This is a genomic window from Kitasatospora sp. NPDC097691, from assembly GCF_040302665.1.
Lineage (GTDB): Bacteria > Actinomycetota > Actinomycetes > Streptomycetales > Streptomycetaceae > Kitasatospora.
The window spans coordinates 46,778-63,726 of the sequence record NZ_JBEORY010000057.1; the positions used below are offsets into that span (position 1 = coordinate 46,778).

Consider the following 16,949-nt stretch of genomic DNA (forward strand, 5'->3'; position numbering starts at 1 on the left):
CCGGGGGCTTGGATCGGGCCGGTGCCTGTCCAATGTAACGCATCGGCCCGGAGAGGCAAGGAGTGCGCGGGGGAAGGTCGGCGGGAGCCGGCCGGATTGTCGGATCCGCACACTCAATGAACGTTATTTCTGGCTACCCCTTGGAAGGTGCGACGATCGAGGTCTAGCATGCGCAGGCGATGCCTTCAACAAAATGTTGAGCCTGCGGGACAGACGGAAGAAGGAAGCGTCGATGGCGACGGTGCCCAGTGTCTCCAACTCGATCACGGTACGGCTGGAGGTCCCGGCCCGGGGCAACGCCGTCAGCGCGATCACCACGGCCGTGGAGTCCTCCGGCGGATCGGTGACCGGCCTCGACGTCACCGCCTCCGGCCTGGAGGCGCTGCGGATCGACGTCACGGTGGCGGCTTCCTCGGTCGCGCACGGCGAGGAGATCGTCGAGAAGCTCCGGGCGATCGACGGCGTGTCGATCGGCAAGGTCTCGGACCGCACCTTCCTGATGCACCTCGGCGGCAAGATCGAGATGTCGTCCAAGCTGCCGATCCGCAACCGTGACGACCTCAGCATGATCTACACCCCGGGTGTCGCGCGCGTCTGCATGGCGATCGCCGAGAACCCCGAGGACGCCCGCCGCCTCACCATCAAGCGCAACAGCGTCGCCGTGGTCACCGACGGCTCGGCGGTGCTGGGCCTGGGCAACATCGGTCCGGAGGCCGCGCTGCCGGTCATGGAGGGCAAGGCGGCGCTCTTCAAGCGCTTCGCCGGGATCGACGCCTGGCCGATCTGCCTGGACACCCAGGACACCGACGAGATCGTCGCGATCGTCAAGGCGATCGCCCCGGGCTTCGCCGGGATCAACCTGGAGGACATCTCCGCGCCGCGCTGCTTCGAGATCGAGGCCCGGCTGCGCGAGGCCCTGGACATCCCGGTCTTCCACGACGACCAGCACGGCACCGCGATCGTGGTGCTGGCCGCCCTCACCAACGCGCTGAAGGTGGTCGGCAAGGAGATCGCCGACATCCGCGTGGTGATGTCGGGCGCCGGCGCCGCGGGCACCGCGATCCTCAAGCTCCTGATGGCGGCCGGCGTCGAGCACGCCACCGTGGCGGACGTGCGCGGCGTGGTCCACCAGGGCCGTGAGGACCTCAACGACAACCTGCGGTGGATCGCCGAGCACACCAACCGCTCGGGCCGCACCGGCAGCCTCAAGGAGGCCGTGGCGGGCGCGGACGTCTTCATCGGCGTCTCGGCCCCGAACGTCCTGGACGGCGACGACCTGGCCACCATGGCCCCCGACGCGATCGTCTTCGCGCTGGCCAACCCGGACCCGGAGGTCGACCCCGGGGTCGCCCGGCAGACCGCCGCCGTGGTCGCCACCGGCCGCAGCGACTTCCCGAACCAGATCAACAACGTGCTGGTCTTCCCGGGCGTCTTCCGCGGCCTGCTGGACGCTCAGAGCCGTACCGTCAACACCGAGATGATGATCGCCGCCGCCCGGGCGCTGGCCACCACCGTCGCCGACGACGAGCTGAACGCGAACTACATCATCCCGAGCGTCTTCCACAAGGACGTCGCCAAGACCGTCGCCTCCGCCGTGCGCGAGGCGGCCCTGGCGGGCGGTCAGGAGGCCCCCGCACCGGCCCGTCCGACCCCGGGCATCGTCGGCACCCTGGACACCTCCGCCTTCCCCACCGTCAAGCTCTGACGACCGGGCCGGCGGACGTGTCGGCGGTCGCTCAAACGCACGAATAGCGGTCATACCCGCCCAGCCCGCCCCGAACCCTTGCGACACAAGGGCGAGGGGCGTGTTTGGGCTTGTCAGTCGTAGGGCGTACGGTAGCCCTGCACGGGGCAGGCGTGTCCGACAAGTACGGAACGTCCCCCTGGTCTTCCGGCGAGTCGTCCCGACCGCCGCCCGCGCCCGGTCCGCCGGAGCCGACGGAGCGTCACACCTCCAACGGGCGGGCGTTGTTCGGGTGGCCCGGCCGGGGCCCGATTGGCTTTCTCGGGGCCGGTCGGGGCAGGATTCGTATCCAGGCGGGCGGGCGGGCCTTCGAAGGCTCCGGCGCGCGGCATCGGGTACGGACCCGGCCTGCGACCACGCATTGCCTGCATGAGCACAGTGTGCGGACCTGCGGCCTATCCGGGTGCCCCCCGGTGGGAGCACCGATGGGCCCCCGCACACCGCAAGCGAACAGACCACAGGAGTACACATGAACCGCAGTGAGCTGGTGGCCGCGCTGTCCGAGCGCGCCGAGGTGACCCGCAAGGACGCCGACGCCGTTCTGGCCGCCTTCGCCGAGATCGTCGGCGAGGTCGTCGCCAAGGGCGACGAGAAGGTCACCATCCCCGGTTTCCTGACCTTCGAGCGCACCCACCGCGCTGCCCGCACCGCCCGCAACCCGCAGACCGGCGAGCCGATCCAGATCGCCGCGGGCTACAGCGCCAAGGTGAGCGCCGGCTCCAAGCTGAAGGAAGCCGCCAAGGGCGCTGCCTGAGCCACCCCTTGAACGCCCGAGAGGCCGGGCTCCCCGCGTGGGGAGCCCGGCCTCTCGCCGTGTGTCGGGCCGCCGATCAGGCGTCGACCAGCTGCTCGCTGGGCAGCTCGACGTGGGCGCCGAGGTCGCGCAGCTTGTCCATGAAGTTCTCGTAGCCGCGGTTGATCAGGTCGATGCCGTGCACGGTCGAGGTGCCCTCGGCCGCCAGCGCCGCGATCAGGTACGAGAAGCCGCCGCGCAGGTCCGGGATGACCAGCTCGGAGCCGATCAGCTTGGAGGGGCCGGAGACGACCGCGGAGTGCAGGAAGTTGCGGGCGCCGAAGCGGCACGGGGTGCCGCCCAGGCACTCGCGGTAGAGCTGGATGTGCGCGCCCATCTGGTTCAGCGCGCCGGTGAAGCCGAGGCGCGACTCGTACACCGTCTCGTGGACGATGGACAGGCCGGTGGCCTGGGTCAGCGCGACGACCAGCGGCTGCTGCCAGTCGGTCTGGAAGCCGGGGTGCACGTCGGTCTCCAGGGCGATCGCCTTGAGCTCGCCGCCCGGGTGCCAGAAGCGGATGCCCTCGTCGTCCACCTCGAAGGCGCCGCCGACCTTCCGGAAGGTGTTGAGGAAGGTCATCATCTCCAGCTGGCGGGCGCCGCGGACGTAGATGTCGCCCTTGGTGGCGAGCGCCGCGCAGGCCCAGGAAGCGGCCTCCAGGCGGTCCGGAAGCGCGCGGTGGGTGTAGCCGTTGAGCTCGTCCACACCGGTGATCAGGATGGTCCGGTCGGTGCCCAGGGTGATGATCGAGCCCATCTTCTGCAGGACGCAGATCAGGTCGACGATCTCCGGCTCGATGGCCGCGTTGCGCAGCTCGGTGACGCCCTCGGCGAGCACCGCGGTGAGCAGCACCTGCTCGGTCGCACCGACCGAGGGGTAGGGCAGCTCGATCTTGGTGCCGCGCAGGCGCTGCGGGGCGACCAGGTAGGTGCCCTGCGGGTGCTTCTCGATGGTGGCGCCGAACTGGCGCAGCACCTCGAAGTGGAAGTCGACCGGGCGGCCGCCGATGTCGCAGCCGCCGAGGCCCGGGATGAAGGCGTGGCCGAGGCGGTGCAGCAGCGGGCCGCAGAACAGGATCGGAATCCGCGAGGATCCGGCGTGTGCGTCGATGTCGGCGACATTGGCGCTCTCGACGTGCGAGGGGTCGAGGATCAGCTCGCCGTCCTCGTCGCCGACGCGCACCGTCACGCCGTGCAGCTGCAGCAGGCCGCGAACCACCTTGACGTCGCGGATGTCCGGGACGTTGCGCAGTCTGCTGGGGCCCTGGCCGAGGAGGGCGGCGACCATGGCCTTGGGGACCAGGTTCTTCGCACCGCGGACGCGGATCTCGCCTTCGAGCGGGTTTCCGCCGTGGACCAGCAGGACGTCGTCGGTCATCGTTCTCGCAATCCGGGGTGCCAGAGGAGTTTGGGGAAGGGCTCCGGTAGAGAGCCGGTGGTGGACCGGTCGTGCGGGCGTGTTCGGGCCCCCGGCGTGACCGAGTCGGCACCGCATAAGGGCGTCCACCAGACGTAGATGGTAGTAGGCGTCCCGATGGTTCCCGTGAGCCTCTCCCGTGATGGTGCTCTCTCCGGGGTCGGCGGCGCCCGCCGGTACGCCCGTACGGGTGTTCGTCCGGCGTCGCGGGGTTTCGCGCGTTGCGGTGTCCGAGCGGCCGTTCTGCGGGATCATGTGAGGCATGACGGCGGCCCATTCGCACGGAGGCCGGTCCCACACCGGCCGTCTGCTCGTCGCGACGCCCCTGCTCACCGATCCGAACTTCGCGCGGGCGGTGGTGCTCCTCCTCGACCACGACGCCGAGGGGGCGCTCGGTGTGGTCCTCAACCGGCCGACGCCGGTCGAGGTGGGCGCCGTGCTGGACGGCTGGGGCCGACTCGTCGGGCAGCCGGCCGTGGTGTTCCAGGGCGGGCCGGTGGCGCTGGACTCGGCGCTCGGCCTCGCGGTGGCGCCCGGGGATCCGGGCACCGGCGAGCCGCTGGGCTGGCGGCGGGTGCACGGCGCGATCGGCCTGGTGGACCTGGAGGCGCCGCCCGAGGTGCTGGCGGGCGAACTGGGCAGCCTGCGGATCTTCGCCGGGTACGCCGGCTGGTCGCCGGGGCAGCTGGAGGCCGAGCTGGAGAGCGGCGCCTGGTTCCTGGTGGACTGCGAGCCGGGGGACGTCTCCAGCCCCGAGCCGGAGCGGCTGTGGCGCTCGGTGCTGCGCCGCCAGCGCGGTCCGCTGGCCCTGCTGGCGACCTACCCGGACGACCCCACGATGAACTGAGGAGCGGGCCCCGCGGCGCGACACTGGCCCGGTTTCCCGGGGCGCCCATAGACTTGGCACTCATGAGCACTCTTGAGCCCGAGCGCGGCCTCGGCACCGGCACCCTGGTCGAGCCCGTCCCGCAGACGTCCAACGGGGACGGTGACCACGAGCGCTTCGCGCACTACGTCCAGAAGGACAAGATCATGGAGAGCGCGCTCTCCGGGTCTCCCGTGGTGGCGCTGTGCGGCAAGGTGTGGGTGCCCGGGCGCGACCCGAAGAAGTACCCGGTCTGCCCGATGTGCAAGGAGATCTACGACGGCATCGGCAAGCCGCAGGGCGGCGACGGCGACAACAAGTAGTCCGCCGGTCCCGCGGGGCCGTTTTGCATGGCACCGCGATCGCACCGTGGTCTATGCCAATCGTTCCGGGCGTGGGCAGGATGTCGGAATGGACCTCATTCCCGCACCTTCGAGTGCCGTCCGCCGCCCGGACGAGGACTTCCCGCTCGACGCCGCCACCACGCTGACCGCACCGCCCGCGCTGGCCGACGCCGAGCGCTGGCTGCGCGGCACGCTGTCCGCCGCCACCGGGCTGCCCCTGGGCCCCGGTCGGCCGGGCGCGGGCATCGAACTGGTCCAGGACGACGCGCTCGCCGCCGAGGCGTACCGGGTCACGGTGCGCCCCGGCCACGCGCTGCTCGCCGCGGGCGGCCCGGCGGGCGCGCTGTGGGCGGCGCAGACCCTGCGGCAGCTGCTCGGGCCGGACGCCTACCGGCGGTCGCCGCTGCGCCACGAGGGCTGGGTGCTGCCCGGCGCCGACATCGAGGACGCGCCCCGGTTCGGCTGGCGCGGCGCGCTGCTCGACGTCGCCCGGCACTTCCTGCCCAAGTCGGACGTGCTGCGCTTCGTCGACCTGCTGGCCGCGCACAAGCTCAACGTGCTCCACCTGCACCTGACCGACGACCAGGGCTGGCGGGTGGAGATCAAGCGCTACCCGAGGCTCACCGGGCGGGGCGCCTGGCGGGAGCGCTCGATGGTCGGCTACCGCGCCGGTCAGCGCCGCGACGACCGCCCGCACGGCGGCTACTACACCCAGGACGACCTGCGCGAGATCGTCGCGTACGCGGCCGCGCGCGGGGTGACCGTCGTCCCGGAGATCGACCTGCCCGGCCACACCCAGGCCGCCGTCGCCGCCTACCCCGAGCTGGGCAACACCGACGTGGTGGACACCGCCGCGCTCGGCGTCTGGACGGACTGGGGGGTGAGCCACCACGTGCTCAACGCCTCCGAGGAGACCCTGCGCTTCTTCGAGGGGGTGCTGGAGGAGGTACTGGAGCTCTTCCCGTCCGAGTTCGTCCACCTCGGCGGCGACGAGTGCCCCAAGGAGCAGTGGAAGGACAGTGCCGCGGCCCAGGCCCGGATCCGCGAGCTGGGCCTGGCCAACGAGGACGAGCTGCAGAGCCACGTCATCCGGCACTTCGACCGCTGGCTGGCCGAGCGCGGCCGTCGGCTGATCGGCTGGGACGAGATCCTGGAGGGCGGGCTCGCCCCGGGCGCGGCCGTCTCCTCCTGGCGCGGCTTCGGTGGCGGGGTCGCCGCCGCGAGGGCCGGGCACGACGTGGTGATGTGCCCCGAGCAGCACGTCTACTTCGACCACCGGCAGGCGGACGGACCGGACGAGCCGATCCCGGTCGGATTCGTGCGCACGCTGGAGGACGTCTACCGCTTCGAGCCGGTGCCCGCGCAGCTGGACGAGGCCGCGGCGCGGCGCGTGATCGGCACCCAGGCCAACCTGTGGAGCGAGTTCGCGGACAGCGCCCGGGACATCGACTACCGGGCCTTCCCCCGGTTGGTCGCCTTCGCCGAGGTCGCCTGGTCCGAGCTGCCCGCCCGTCCGGCCGAGCGCGACTTCGCCGGCTTCGAGCGGCGGCTGGCCGCGCACCTGAAGGCGCTGGACGCGCTCGGCGTCGAGTACCGACCGGCCGACGGGCCGCTGCCCTGGCAGCGCCGTCCCGGGGTGGCCGGCCGGCCGATCGAGGGCCCGCCGCCGGTGCGGTAGGCCGGGGCGTCGCACTCCTGTCCACGGGGGCGGCGACAGCACGGGTCGTACTCGCCGGGAACTTCTGAGTGGTCATCGGACGTCAAGAACAGATGAACATCTGCCCTGGCCCCATCCGGCCCGGGGCAGATACCGCCCGGTAACGGTCCCAATCGGGCAGTCCCGTTCACCGGCCCCGAAATGATCATCGAGCATTGTGTGCCAGAGTTGCCCAACCCGGCCCGATCGCCCGTACCCTACGGGCCAGGCCGGGCTGCTGACGCGGACACCACGGCCCAAGGCCGCGGGCGGCAGGCGATCGATGAGCAAGTGGAGCACGGTGGGACCCAGGTGAACCGGACGATCATGCTGCCGGCCTCGCTCGACGAGGCCGTCGACGCGCTGGCCGCCGCCCCGGCCGCGGTACCGGTGGCCGGAGCCACCGACCTCATGGAGGCCGTCAACGCCGGACGGCTGCGCCCCGCCGCCCTGGTCGGCCTCGGCCGGATCACCGAACTGCGCGGCTGGCGCTACGAGGACGGCGGCACCGCCGTGCTCGGCGCCGGACTCACCCACGCCCGGATGGACCGCCCCGACTTCGCCGCGCTCATCCCCGCCCTCGCCGACGCCGCCCGCACCGCCGGGCCGCCGCAGGTCCGCAACGTCGGCACCCTCGGCGGCAACATCGTCACCGCCGCCCCGGCCGGCGACACCCTCCCGGTGCTCGCCGCGCTGGAGGCCACCGTCACCCTCGCCCGGGCCGGCGCCAGCCGCGAGGTGCCGGTCAGTCACCTGCTCACCGGCCTCGACCCGGTGCGCCCCGGCGAACTGCTCACCTGGGTGCGCGTCCCGCTCCTGCACGCCCCGCAGGTCTTCCTCAAGGCCACCGGCCGCAGCGGCCCGGCCCGCGCCACCGCCTCCGTCGCCCTCGTCCTCGACCCCGCCCGGCGCTCGGTGCGCTGCGCCGTCGGCGCCGTCGCCCCGGTGCCGCTGCGCCCGCTGGAGGCCGAGGCCTGGGTGGCCGGCTGCATCGACTGGGACGGCAGCCGGGAGATCGACCCGGCCGCGAACGCCGCATTCGGCGAGTACGTGGCCACCGCCTGCGTCCCCGACAACTACGGAGCCGACGGCGCCTGGGAGGCCGTGACCGAGGGGCCGACCGCGGCCGCCGTTCGGCTGCGGCGTACCGTAGCGGTGCTGGCCCGACGGGCACTGGGAAGGGCGCTGAAGTGACCACAGACCCCATCGAGACCCTCGACGCCGACCCGCTCGGCCTCTCCCCGCAGGTCAGCCGCGAGCTGCGCCCGTGCGCCTCCTACACGCTGCGGGTCAACGGTTTCGAACGGCCCGTCACCGACGCCTGGATCGGCGAGAGCCTGCTCTACGTGCTGCGCGAGCGGCTCGGCCTGGCCGGCGCCAAGGACGGCTGCGAGCAGGGCGAGTGCGGGGCCTGCTCGGTGCAGGTGGACGGCCAGCTGGTGGCCGGCTGCCTGGTGCCCGCCGCGCTGGCCGCCGACAGCGAGATCAACACCGTCGAGGGCCTGTCGGCCGGTGGCGGCGCGAGCGACGTCCAGCAGGCGCTGGCCGCCTCCGGCGCCGTGCAGTGCGGCTACTGCACCCCCGGCATGGCGATGGCGGTGCACGACCTGCTCCAGCGCAACCACCGTCCCACCGACGTCGAGGCCCGGCAGGCGCTCTGCGGCAACCTCTGCCGCTGCACCGGCTACAAGGGCGTGCTGGCCGCCGTGCAGACCGTCGCGGAGGCCCGCGCGGCGGAGGCCGAGGAGGCGGAGGAGGCGGCTGCGTCGGCCGAGGCCGCCACCGCGCAGCCCGCTGTCGGGGCACCGGCCGACCCGGCGGGCGAGGCGGCCGCCGAGGCCCTGGCCGCCGTGCCCGCCGAGCCCGAGGCCGCCGTCGAGCCGCCGGTCTACACCGACGCCGACGCCTGGATCGAGCACGTCCCGCAGCCGCCCGTCGAGCCGCAGCACGTCGAGCCGCAGTACGTCGAGCCGCAGTACGTCGAGCCGCAGTACCTCGCGGCCCACCCCGTCGAGGCCCACCCGGTCGCGCCGCAGCCCGCCGAGCAGACCCACGCCCCGGCCGGGATGCCGTACGGCGACGTGCCGGGCGGCTACGACACCGGCGTGTACGACACCACCGTGCCGATCCCGGTCCACGGCGCCGTCCCCGCCCAGACCGCCGACGGCCAGGTCTACTACCCGCCACAGGGCTACCCCGAGCAGCCGTACCAGGGCACCCCCGCCCACGGCACCTACCTGCCCTACCCGGACGGCCACCAGCAGCAGAACGGCTACGACACCGGGTACGACACCGGCTACGACGCCCCGGTCTACGAGCCGACCCCCGCGCACGGCACCCCGCTGCCCGGCGCCGTCCTCGACGGCACGCCGCCGCACGGCACCCCGTACGTCGCCCCGCACCCGCACGGTGCCCCGGTCGAGGGCGGTGCCCCGGCCGGCGTCCCGTACACCGCCACCCCCGCCCACGGCATCCGGCTCCCCGAGGACGACCACGCATCATGACGTCGCCTACCGACATCGGCGCAGCACTCCAGCAGGACGGCGGCGAGGGCGGCGCACCGGAGCCGTTCGGCCTGGGCAGCTCCCCGCTGCGCAGCGACGCGCTGCCCAAGGCGCTCGGCATCTACCCGTACGCGGCCGACCTGTGGGCCGAGGGGCTGCTGTGGGGCGCGGTGCTGCGCTCGCCGCACCCGCACGCCCGGATCCGCGGCATCGACACCTCGGCCGCGCTGGCGCTGCCCGGCGTGCACGCCGTGGTCACCGCCGCAGACCTGCCACCCGGCCCGGACGGCACCCCCGACGGCGCCCCGGCCGGCCCGGTCGTCGCCGACCGGCCGGTGCTGGCCGCCGGCGTGGTGCGCCACCACGGCGAGCCGATCGCCGCGGTGGCCGCCGACCACCCGGACACCGCCCGGCTGGCGGTCGGTCTGATCGCGGTCGACTACGAGCCCATGGAGGCCGTGACCGACCCCGAGCAGTCCTTCACCGCTCCGGCGCTGCACCCGGACGGCAACCTCTTCCGCCACCTGCCGCTGCGCACCGGGGACCCGGACGCGGTCGGCGAGATCGTCGTCGAGGGCCTCTACCAGGTCGGCCGGCAGGACCCGGCACCGCTCGGCGCCGAGGCCGGGCTGGCCGTGCCGCGCCCGGACGGCGGCGTCGAGCTGCACCTGTCCTCCACCGACCCGCACGGCGACCGCGACCGCACCGCCGCCTGCCTCGGCCTGGAGCCCGACCGGGTCCGGCTGGTGGTCACCGGCGTGCCCGGCGCCACCACCGACCGCGAGGACCTCTCCTTCCAGGTCACCCTGGCGCTGCTGGCGCTGCGCACCGGCCGCCCCGTGAAGATGACCCTCACCCGCGAGGAGTCCTTCCACACCCACGCCTCGCGGCACCCCGCACTGCTGCGCTACCGCCACCACGCCGACGCCGAGGGCACCCTGGTGAAGGTCGAGGCGCAGATCCTGCTGGACGGCGGCGCCTACGCGGACGTCTCCGCCGAGGCGCTGGCCGCCGCGACGGCGTTCTCGGTCGGACCGTACGTCTGCCCCAACGTGTTCGTGGACGCCTGGGCGGTGCGCACCAACAACCCGCCGGCCGGTCGGATGCGCGGCGAGGGCGCGCTGCAGGCCTGCTTCGCCTACGAGTCGCAGCTGGACCAGCTGGCAGCCCGGGTGGGCGTGGACCCGGTGGAGATCAGGCGGCGCAACGCGATGTCCACCGGTGACCCGCTGCCCACCGGACAGGCCGTCACCTGCCCGGCGCCGGTGCGCGCGCTGCTGGACGCGGTCGCGGACGAGCCGCTGCCGGCCCTGCCGGTGGACGACCCGGACGCCGAGTGGCTGCTGCCCGGCGGGCCCGGCGGCGCGGGCGACCCGGTGGCGGTGCGGCGCGGCATCGGCTACGCCGTCGGCATGGTGCACATGCTGGGCGCCGAGGGCGAGGACGAGGTGTCCACCGCGACCGTGCGGGTCAGCGGCGACCACGCCACGGTGATCTGCGCGGCCGTCGACGCCGGGCAGGGCTTCGCCACGCTGGCCCGGCAGATCGTGCAGACGGTGCTGGGCGTCAGCGAGGTCTACATCGCGCCGGCCGACAGCGACCAGTCGATCGCCGGGCCCGCCACCCGCGGTCGGCACACCTGGGTCTCCGGCGGCGCCGTCGAGCGGGCCGCGCTGATGGTCCGCCACCAGCTGCTTCAGCCGATCGCGGCCAACTTCGGGATGTCGGCGGAGCTGCTGCAGATCGCCGACGGCAAGATCACCTCCTACGACGGGGTGCTCGGCATGCCGGTCGCCGAGGCGCTGGAGGGCAAGGAGCTCTGGGCCACCGCGCAGTGCCGCCCGCACCCCACCGAGCCGCTGGACGAGTCCGGGCAGGGCGACGCCTTCGTCTCCATCTCCTTCTGCGCGATGCGCGCGGTGGTGGACGTGGACATCGAGCTGGGCGCGGTGCGGGTGGTCGAGATGACGGTCGCCCAGGACGTCGGCCGGGCGTTGAACCCGCGGCAGATCGAGGACCGGATCGAGGCGGGCGTGGCCCAGGGCGTGGGCCTGGCGCTGCTGGAGGACCTGCAGACCGCCGGCGGCGTGCTGCAGAACCCCTCGCTCACCGGCTACCGGCTGCCCACCGCGCTGGACACCCCCGAGGTGCGGATCGCCGCGCTGCTGGAGGAACGCGACGTGGTCGCCCCGTTCGGTGCCAAGGCGGTCGGCGCCGCCCCCGCGGTGGTCGCCCCGGCGGCCGTCGCCGCGGCCGTCCGCGCGGCCACCGGCCTGCCGGTCGGCCGGCTGCCGATCCGGGCGGAGGACGCCGTCACCGCCTGAGCGGAGAAACGCGGAAAGGAATTGCCGGTCGACTTTTCCGAGTCGACCGGCAATTCCTTTTCCTTGAGGCCGTGGCGGGAATTGAACCCGCGTTCACCGCTTTGCAGACGGTCCCCTGAGCCACTCGGGCACACGGCCAGTGAATTCATGGTGGCGGATCCGGGGGAAGGGGGTCAACGGCGTTATGTAAATTCTGTATGGCAATGTGTGCTACGGTCGAAGACCGGTGGCGAATTCCCGCCACCCCGGACGAGCGCGTCGTACCCGGTGACGACAAGACGGCGCAGTTCAGCGGCAACCCGGCCGCTGTGGACTGCGGAGGCATCGTCGTCATGGCCTGGCTCGTTCTGATCGTCTCGGGTCTCCTGGAGACCGTGTGGGCGGTCGCCCTGGATTCGTCCAAGGGCTTCTCCCGCCTCGTTCCCACCCTCGTCTTCGGCATCGCGCTGCTGTTCAGCATGGGCGGCCTGGCGTACGCGATGCGCACCATCCCGATCGGCACCGGCTACGCGGTCTGGGTCGGCATCGGCGCGGTCGGCACCGCGCTCTACGGCATGGCCGTCCTGGGGGACGCGGTGACCATGGCCCAGATCGCCTGCCTGCTGCTGATCGTCTCCGGCGTGGTGGGCCTCAAGGTGCTGCACTGACTCGAGGTGCGGCACCGGCTCGCCGCACCGGCTCGAGGCGCCGCACCGACCGCGCCCTGGGCCCGGGGCCGGGCCTCGGGGCCGAGCCGATCACCGACCCCGGTCAGGGGTCATCGAGGCGGACGGCTCTTACGATGTTCCGTATGACCACAGCCTCCCCCACCTCGGTCGACCCGGTTCCGATACCCCTCGACGACGACCCCGGCGGCGGGGTGCTCAGCGGCCGCTACCGCGCACTGACGCTGGGGATCGTGTCGGTGATCCTGGTGATCGCCTTCGAGGCGACCGCCGTCAACACCGCGATGCCGACGGCGGCCCGCCAACTGGACGGCCTCGGGCTGTACGCCTTCGCCTTCTCCGGCTACTTCACCACCACGCTCTTCGCCCTGGTCGTCTCCGGCCAGTGGTGCGACCGGCGCGGACCGCTGCAGCCGCTGTTCACCGGTATCGCGGTGTTCGGCGTCGGCCTGCTGGTGGCCGGGACGGCGCCCGGGATGTGGGTGTTCGTGGCCGGGCGGGCGATCCAGGGCCTGGGCGGCGGGCTGGTGATCGTCGCGCTGTACGTGGTGGTCGGCCGGGCTTATCCGGAGCGGTTGCGGCCGTCGGTGTTCGCGGCCTTCTCCTCGGCCTGGGTGCTGCCCTCGATCGTGGGCCCGCTGGTCGCCGGGGCGGTCACCCAGCACCTCGGCTGGCGCTGGGTGTTCCTGGCCGTCCCGGTGCTGATCCTGCTGCCGCTGGCCGTGATGGGCCCGGCGCTGGCCCGCTCCGAGAGGGAGCACCCGGTGCTCAAGGGCGCGGACTTCGACCGTCGGCGCACCCTGCTCGCCGCGATGGCGGCGCTCGGCGCCGGCCTCCTGCAGTACGCGGGGCAGCGCCGCGACCTGGTCGGGCTGCTCCCCGGGATCGCCGGCGCCGCGCTGCTGGTGCCCGCCGTGCTGGGGTTGCTGCCGAAGCGGACCCTGCGGGCCGGGCGCGGGCTGCCGACGGTGATCCTGCTGCGCGGGGTGGCGGCGGGGGCGTTCTTCGCGGCCGAGGCCTTCGTCCCGCTGATGATGACCACCCAGCGCGGCCTGTCGCCGACGCTGGCCGGGCTCACCCTGACCAGTGGCGGGCTCTCCTGGGCGCTCGGTTCCTGGCTGCAGGGCCGGCCGGGGGCCGAGCGCTACCGCGGGGCGATGATCCGGGGCGGCTTCGTGCTGACCGCGCTGGCGATCGCGGGCGCCGCGCTGGTGCTGGTCCCTGCGGTGCCGGCCTGGGTGGCCTCGGTGGCCTGGGGGATCGGCGGCGTCGGGATGGGGCTGGCCATCGCGAGCGTCAGCGTGCTGATGATGAAGCTCTCCGCGCCGGAGGACGCCGGTGCCAACTCGGCCGCGCTGCAGATGAGCGACGCGCTGGGCAACGTGCTGCTCACGGGCCTCGCCGGGGTGCTGTTCGCGGCGCTGGGCGGCGGCGCCCTGGCGGCCGGCCACGGACAGGCCGAAGGCGCCGGTTCGCCCGGCGCCTTCGCGGTGATCCTGTTGGTGATGGCCGGGGTGGCACTCCTGGGAGCGCTGCTCTCCGGCCGGGTCCGCACCCGGTCCTGACGGTCAGCCGGCGGTGGCGGTGGCGGTGGCGGTGGCGGTGGCGGTGGCGGTGGCCGTGTCGGGGGCGGTGTCGGGGGCGGTGTCGGAGGAGGGCGAGGGAGAGGGGACCGGCGGCGCCGCCGGGGTGCCGAGGAAGGCCTCCCAGCCGCCGGTCGGGGACTGGCCCGGGGCCAGGGTCTGCAGCTTGCGCAGCACCGCCGGGTCCTGGGCGTCCAGCCAGTCGACCAGCTGGCGGAAGGAGACCAGCCGGACCTCCGGCTTGCCCGCGATGGCCTTGAGGGCGTCCTCGACGGCGTTCATGTAGATGCCGCCGTTCCACTCCTCGAAGTGGTTGCCGATGATGTACGGCGCCCGGTTGCCGTTGTAGGTGCGGTCGAAGCCCATCAGGTAGGCGTCGCGGGCCTGGGACTGGAAGCCCGGGTGGAGCGCCGGGTCGGCCTTGGTGTTGGGGCCGCACTGGTTGTACATGATGTTGTAGTCCATCGAGAGCACCTGGAAGGTGTGCCCGGGGAAGGGGATGGACTGCAGCGGGAGGTCCCACAGCGCGCCGCCCTGGATCTTCTGCGGCCACACCTGGGTGCCGTTGCCGCTGCTGTCGTAGCGCCAGCCGCGCTTGACCGCGGTGGGCAGCAGGTTGCGCTGGCCCTCCAGGCAGGGGGTGCGGCTGCCGATCAGCTCCTTGCGGTAGTCGAAGGGCAGCGCGGGCAGGTCGGTGAAGCCGGTGTTGGTGCGCCAGTTCGTCACGAAGTCCATCGCCTGCTGGATCTCGCTGTCCCACTCCTCCGGGGACCACCTGCCGACGCCGGTGGCGCCGCAGAAGTGGCCGTTGAAGTGGGTGCCGATCTCGTGGCCCTCCAGCCAGGCCGCGTGCACGTTCTCCAGGGTGTCGTGGATGTGCCGGTCGCTCAGGTAGCCGATGTCGGAGGCGCCGGCCTTGTGCTGCGGCGGGCGGTAGAGGTCCTTCTTGGACTCGGGCAGCAGGTAGAGGCCGCTGAGGAAGAAGGTCATCTTCGCGTCGTGCTCCTGGGCCAGCCGACGGAAGCGGGCGAACAGGCCGTTGTCGAGCTCGCCGGCGCCGTCCCAGGAGAAGACCACGAACTGCGGCGGACGCTGCCCGGGCAGCAGCCGCTCGGGGACGGGCTGGTGCGGCTGGGCGCCGGTGTCGGAGGTGGAGCCGTCGCCGATCAGGACGGCCTGCGGCTTCACGGCCGGAGCCGGAGCCGGGGCCGGCACGGGGGTGGCGCTCTGCTCGGTGTCCACGCCGGTGGAACCGGTCGCCCGCTCCCCGCCGGTGGCGTGGTTGCTGCCGCAGCCGGCCGCCAGGGTGGCGGCGGTGGCGGCGCCGGCCGCCAGCAGGGTGCGGCGGGAGAGAGCGTCCATGATCACTCCGTTCATCGGGCGTTCGGAAACGTGCGGGAGTGTGGGGTCCGATCGGGTGTCCGGCGGATCGAACCCGTGACCGCGTCAGCATGGCACGCGGGCGCAAACGGTCGAAGAGGCGCAGCGGACGGTCGGGAGTGATCGCCCGAACGCCGCAACCGATCCCGGCCGTAGAACCGTCGGAAGCTCGTGTCGGGACGTGGTCCCGCAGTGATCGCCGGGGGGAGGCGGCCATTGCGCTCCGCGACCGGACGTGCACCCGGCGCAGGAAAGTGGCCGGCAGCCCTGCCGATCGGCGGGTGTCGGTACGACCGTCGTATGGACGTGCCTTACAGTCCGATCCGGTTGAATTGTTCCCAGGAAACTCCCAGGAAGCGGGATTCCGTCGGCAGAGGGGAGCGCCCGTGGGCGTCCAGCAGAGCAGGAGCCCGTGGCCGGGCACCCTGGCGGCGGGTTCCGCGCTGGTGCTCGGTGCCTGGCTGCTGCACGACGGCGGCTCGCCGGTGCTGCCGCCCGCCCCGGGCGTCGGCCAGGCCCAGGCCGGCATCGCGCCGGTCTCCGTCGTCCCGCCACTGGGGCCGTCCGCGCCCACCCGGATCCGCATCCCGGCCGTCCGCCTGGACGCCCCGGTCACCGCGCTCGGGCTGGACGCCGACGGACACCTTCAGGCCCCGCCCGAGGCGGACCGGAACCTGGCAGGCTGGTACCGCGGCGGGGCCAGCCCCGGCCAGCGCGGTACCGCGATCCTCGCGGGGCACGTCGACAACAAGGCGGGGCCGGCCGTCTTCTATCATCTGGGCGCGCTCCGTCGAGGAGACCGGATCGAGATCGCCCGGGCGGACGGAGCCACCGCCGTCTACCAGCTGTACGCCATCGAAGTGCACGACCGAAAGGACTTCCCGGACGATCGGGTCTACCGTCAGGCCGCTGACGCGCAGCTGCGGGTGATCACCTGTGGCGGCGCCTACAGCGAGGAGCACGGCTACGACGGCAACGTCGTCGCCTACGGGTTCCTGGCCGACACCACCCATCCGGGCAAAGCCGCATGACCACGCTCACGCTCGCCTCCCGCTGGAACCCGATCGACTGGCCGCTCACCGAGGGCCCGATCCCGCACGCCGTCTTCGCGGCCGGCTGGCTGGCGCTGTTCGCGCTCGCCGTCGGCCGCAGCCGCAGCTGGTGGCGCGTGCGCCTGCCCGCCGCGCTCTTCACCGCGGCCGCGCTCAGCCTGCTGCTCGATGCCGTCGTCGACGGCTGGTGGCACCCCTTCCCCGAGGGCACTCCGGAGTACGTCACCTGGTGGATAGCCACCGCCCTGCTGGGGTTCTGTCTGGTCGGCTACCGGTTCCGCCGGCTCACCTGGCGCCGGCGCGGCATCGCGCTCGGCCTCAGCGGGCTGGTGCTGCTGATGGCCGCCTCCGAGGTCAACATCGGCTTCGGGCAGTTCCCCAGCGGGCGCGTGATGCTGGCGCCGTGGCTGACCAAGACCGACGGGCTGGTCCCGAAGGCCGACCAGACCGTGGCCGCCCCGCCGGACAAGGTGCTCGACGAGGTCTGGCAACCCCCGGCGGACCTGCCCGCGAAGGGCACCGTCTCGGTGGTGCCGATCCCCGGCCTCCGGTCGGGCTTCAAGGCCCGCGACGCGTACGTCT

13 protein-coding genes, 1 tRNA gene, 1 pseudogene and 1 riboswitch are annotated in these 16,949 nt (G+C 73.3%); of the genes and pseudogenes, 12 read left to right on the forward strand and 3 right to left on the reverse strand.

Annotated elements, in window-relative coordinates; all coding sequences use genetic code 11:
* Window positions 1-232: 232 nt before the first annotated feature.
* Window positions 233-1,705 (forward strand): NAD-dependent malic enzyme, encoded by a 1,473-nt coding sequence (locus ABTY56_RS30365; RefSeq protein ID WP_350632551.1) that lies wholly within the window; start codon window positions 233-235, stop codon window positions 1,703-1,705.
* Window positions 1,706-2,213: 508 nt separating this feature from the next.
* Window positions 2,214-2,498 (forward strand): HU family DNA-binding protein, encoded by a 285-nt coding sequence (locus tag ABTY56_RS30370; RefSeq protein ID WP_030242980.1) that lies wholly within the window; start codon window positions 2,214-2,216, stop codon window positions 2,496-2,498.
* A gap of 76 nt (window positions 2,499-2,574) precedes the next feature.
* Here the strand turns inward: ABTY56_RS30370 and murA are convergent, their stop codons facing one another.
* The gene (murA, locus tag ABTY56_RS30375) at window positions 2,575-3,915 is read right to left on the reverse strand and encodes a UDP-N-acetylglucosamine 1-carboxyvinyltransferase (protein ID WP_350632552.1); all 1,341 of its coding nucleotides are present in this window, start codon (window positions 3,913-3,915) and stop codon (window positions 2,575-2,577) included.
* Window positions 3,916-4,216: 301 nt separating this feature from the next.
* Here murA and ABTY56_RS30380 point away from each other — a divergent pair, with 301 nt between their 5' ends.
* The 6 genes and pseudogenes from ABTY56_RS30380 (at window position 4,217) to ABTY56_RS30405 (ending at window position 11,687) form a co-directional block, all read left to right on the forward strand.
* Window positions 4,217-4,801 carry a YqgE/AlgH family protein gene (locus ABTY56_RS30380; protein WP_350632553.1) on the forward strand — a complete coding sequence of 195 codons (585 nt, stop codon included), beginning with the start codon at window positions 4,217-4,219 and terminating at the stop codon, window positions 4,799-4,801.
* Window positions 4,802-4,863: 62 nt separating this feature from the next.
* A complete protein-coding gene (locus ABTY56_RS30385) occupies window positions 4,864-5,142 on the forward strand; it encodes a DUF3039 domain-containing protein (protein ID WP_350632554.1) in 279 nt (92 codons plus the stop codon).
* A gap of 88 nt (window positions 5,143-5,230) precedes the next feature.
* Window positions 5,231-6,841 carry a beta-N-acetylhexosaminidase gene (locus ABTY56_RS30390; protein WP_350632555.1) on the forward strand — a complete coding sequence of 537 codons (1,611 nt, stop codon included), beginning with the start codon at window positions 5,231-5,233 and terminating at the stop codon, window positions 6,839-6,841.
* A gap of 345 nt (window positions 6,842-7,186) precedes the next feature.
* Window positions 7,187-8,053 (forward strand): FAD binding domain-containing protein, encoded by an 867-nt coding sequence (locus ABTY56_RS30395; RefSeq protein ID WP_350632566.1) that lies wholly within the window; start codon window positions 7,187-7,189, stop codon window positions 8,051-8,053.
* A 71-nt stretch (window positions 8,054-8,124) separates the two neighbouring features.
* Window positions 8,125-8,649: pseudogene (locus tag ABTY56_RS30400) on the forward strand ((2Fe-2S)-binding protein); the annotation flags it as partial.
* Window positions 8,650-9,359: 710 nt separating this feature from the next.
* Window positions 9,360-11,687, forward strand: a complete 2,328-nt coding sequence (locus ABTY56_RS30405) for a xanthine dehydrogenase family protein molybdopterin-binding subunit (protein WP_350632556.1) — start codon at window positions 9,360-9,362, stop codon at window positions 11,685-11,687.
* A 66-nt stretch (window positions 11,688-11,753) separates the two neighbouring features.
* On the opposite strand, the gene ABTY56_RS30410 is transcribed toward ABTY56_RS30405, so the two are convergent.
* A tRNA-Cys gene (locus tag ABTY56_RS30410) sits at window positions 11,754-11,825 on the reverse strand.
* Window positions 11,826-11,909: 84 nt separating this feature from the next.
* Window positions 11,910-11,975: riboswitch (guanidine-III (ykkC-III) riboswitch) on the forward strand.
* Window positions 11,976-12,019: 44 nt separating this feature from the next.
* Here ABTY56_RS30410 and ABTY56_RS30415 point away from each other — a divergent pair.
* Together ABTY56_RS30415 and ABTY56_RS30420 are read left to right on the forward strand one after the other, a co-directional pair.
* Window positions 12,020-12,334, forward strand: coding sequence for a DMT family transporter (locus ABTY56_RS30415; protein ID WP_350632557.1), 315 nt, complete (start codon window positions 12,020-12,022; stop codon window positions 12,332-12,334).
* A gap of 143 nt (window positions 12,335-12,477) precedes the next feature.
* Window positions 12,478-13,917, forward strand: coding sequence for an MFS transporter (locus ABTY56_RS30420; protein ID WP_350632558.1), 1,440 nt, complete (start codon window positions 12,478-12,480; stop codon window positions 13,915-13,917).
* Between the two features lie 3 nt (window positions 13,918-13,920).
* Here the strand turns inward: ABTY56_RS30420 and ABTY56_RS30425 are convergent, their stop codons facing one another.
* Window positions 13,921-15,297 (reverse strand): polysaccharide deacetylase family protein, encoded by a 1,377-nt coding sequence (locus ABTY56_RS30425; protein ID WP_350632559.1) that lies wholly within the window; start codon window positions 15,295-15,297, stop codon window positions 13,921-13,923.
* A 404-nt stretch (window positions 15,298-15,701) separates the two neighbouring features.
* Between ABTY56_RS30425 and ABTY56_RS30430 the strand changes: the two genes are divergently transcribed.
* Window positions 15,702-16,346 carry a class F sortase gene (locus ABTY56_RS30430; RefSeq protein WP_350632560.1) on the forward strand — a complete coding sequence of 215 codons (645 nt, stop codon included), beginning with the start codon at window positions 15,702-15,704 and terminating at the stop codon, window positions 16,344-16,346.
* The coding region (locus tag ABTY56_RS30435; RefSeq protein WP_350632561.1) for a hypothetical protein at window positions 16,343-16,949 on the forward strand (607 nt) is incomplete at its 3' end. The genes ABTY56_RS30430 and ABTY56_RS30435, both read left to right, overlap by 4 nt.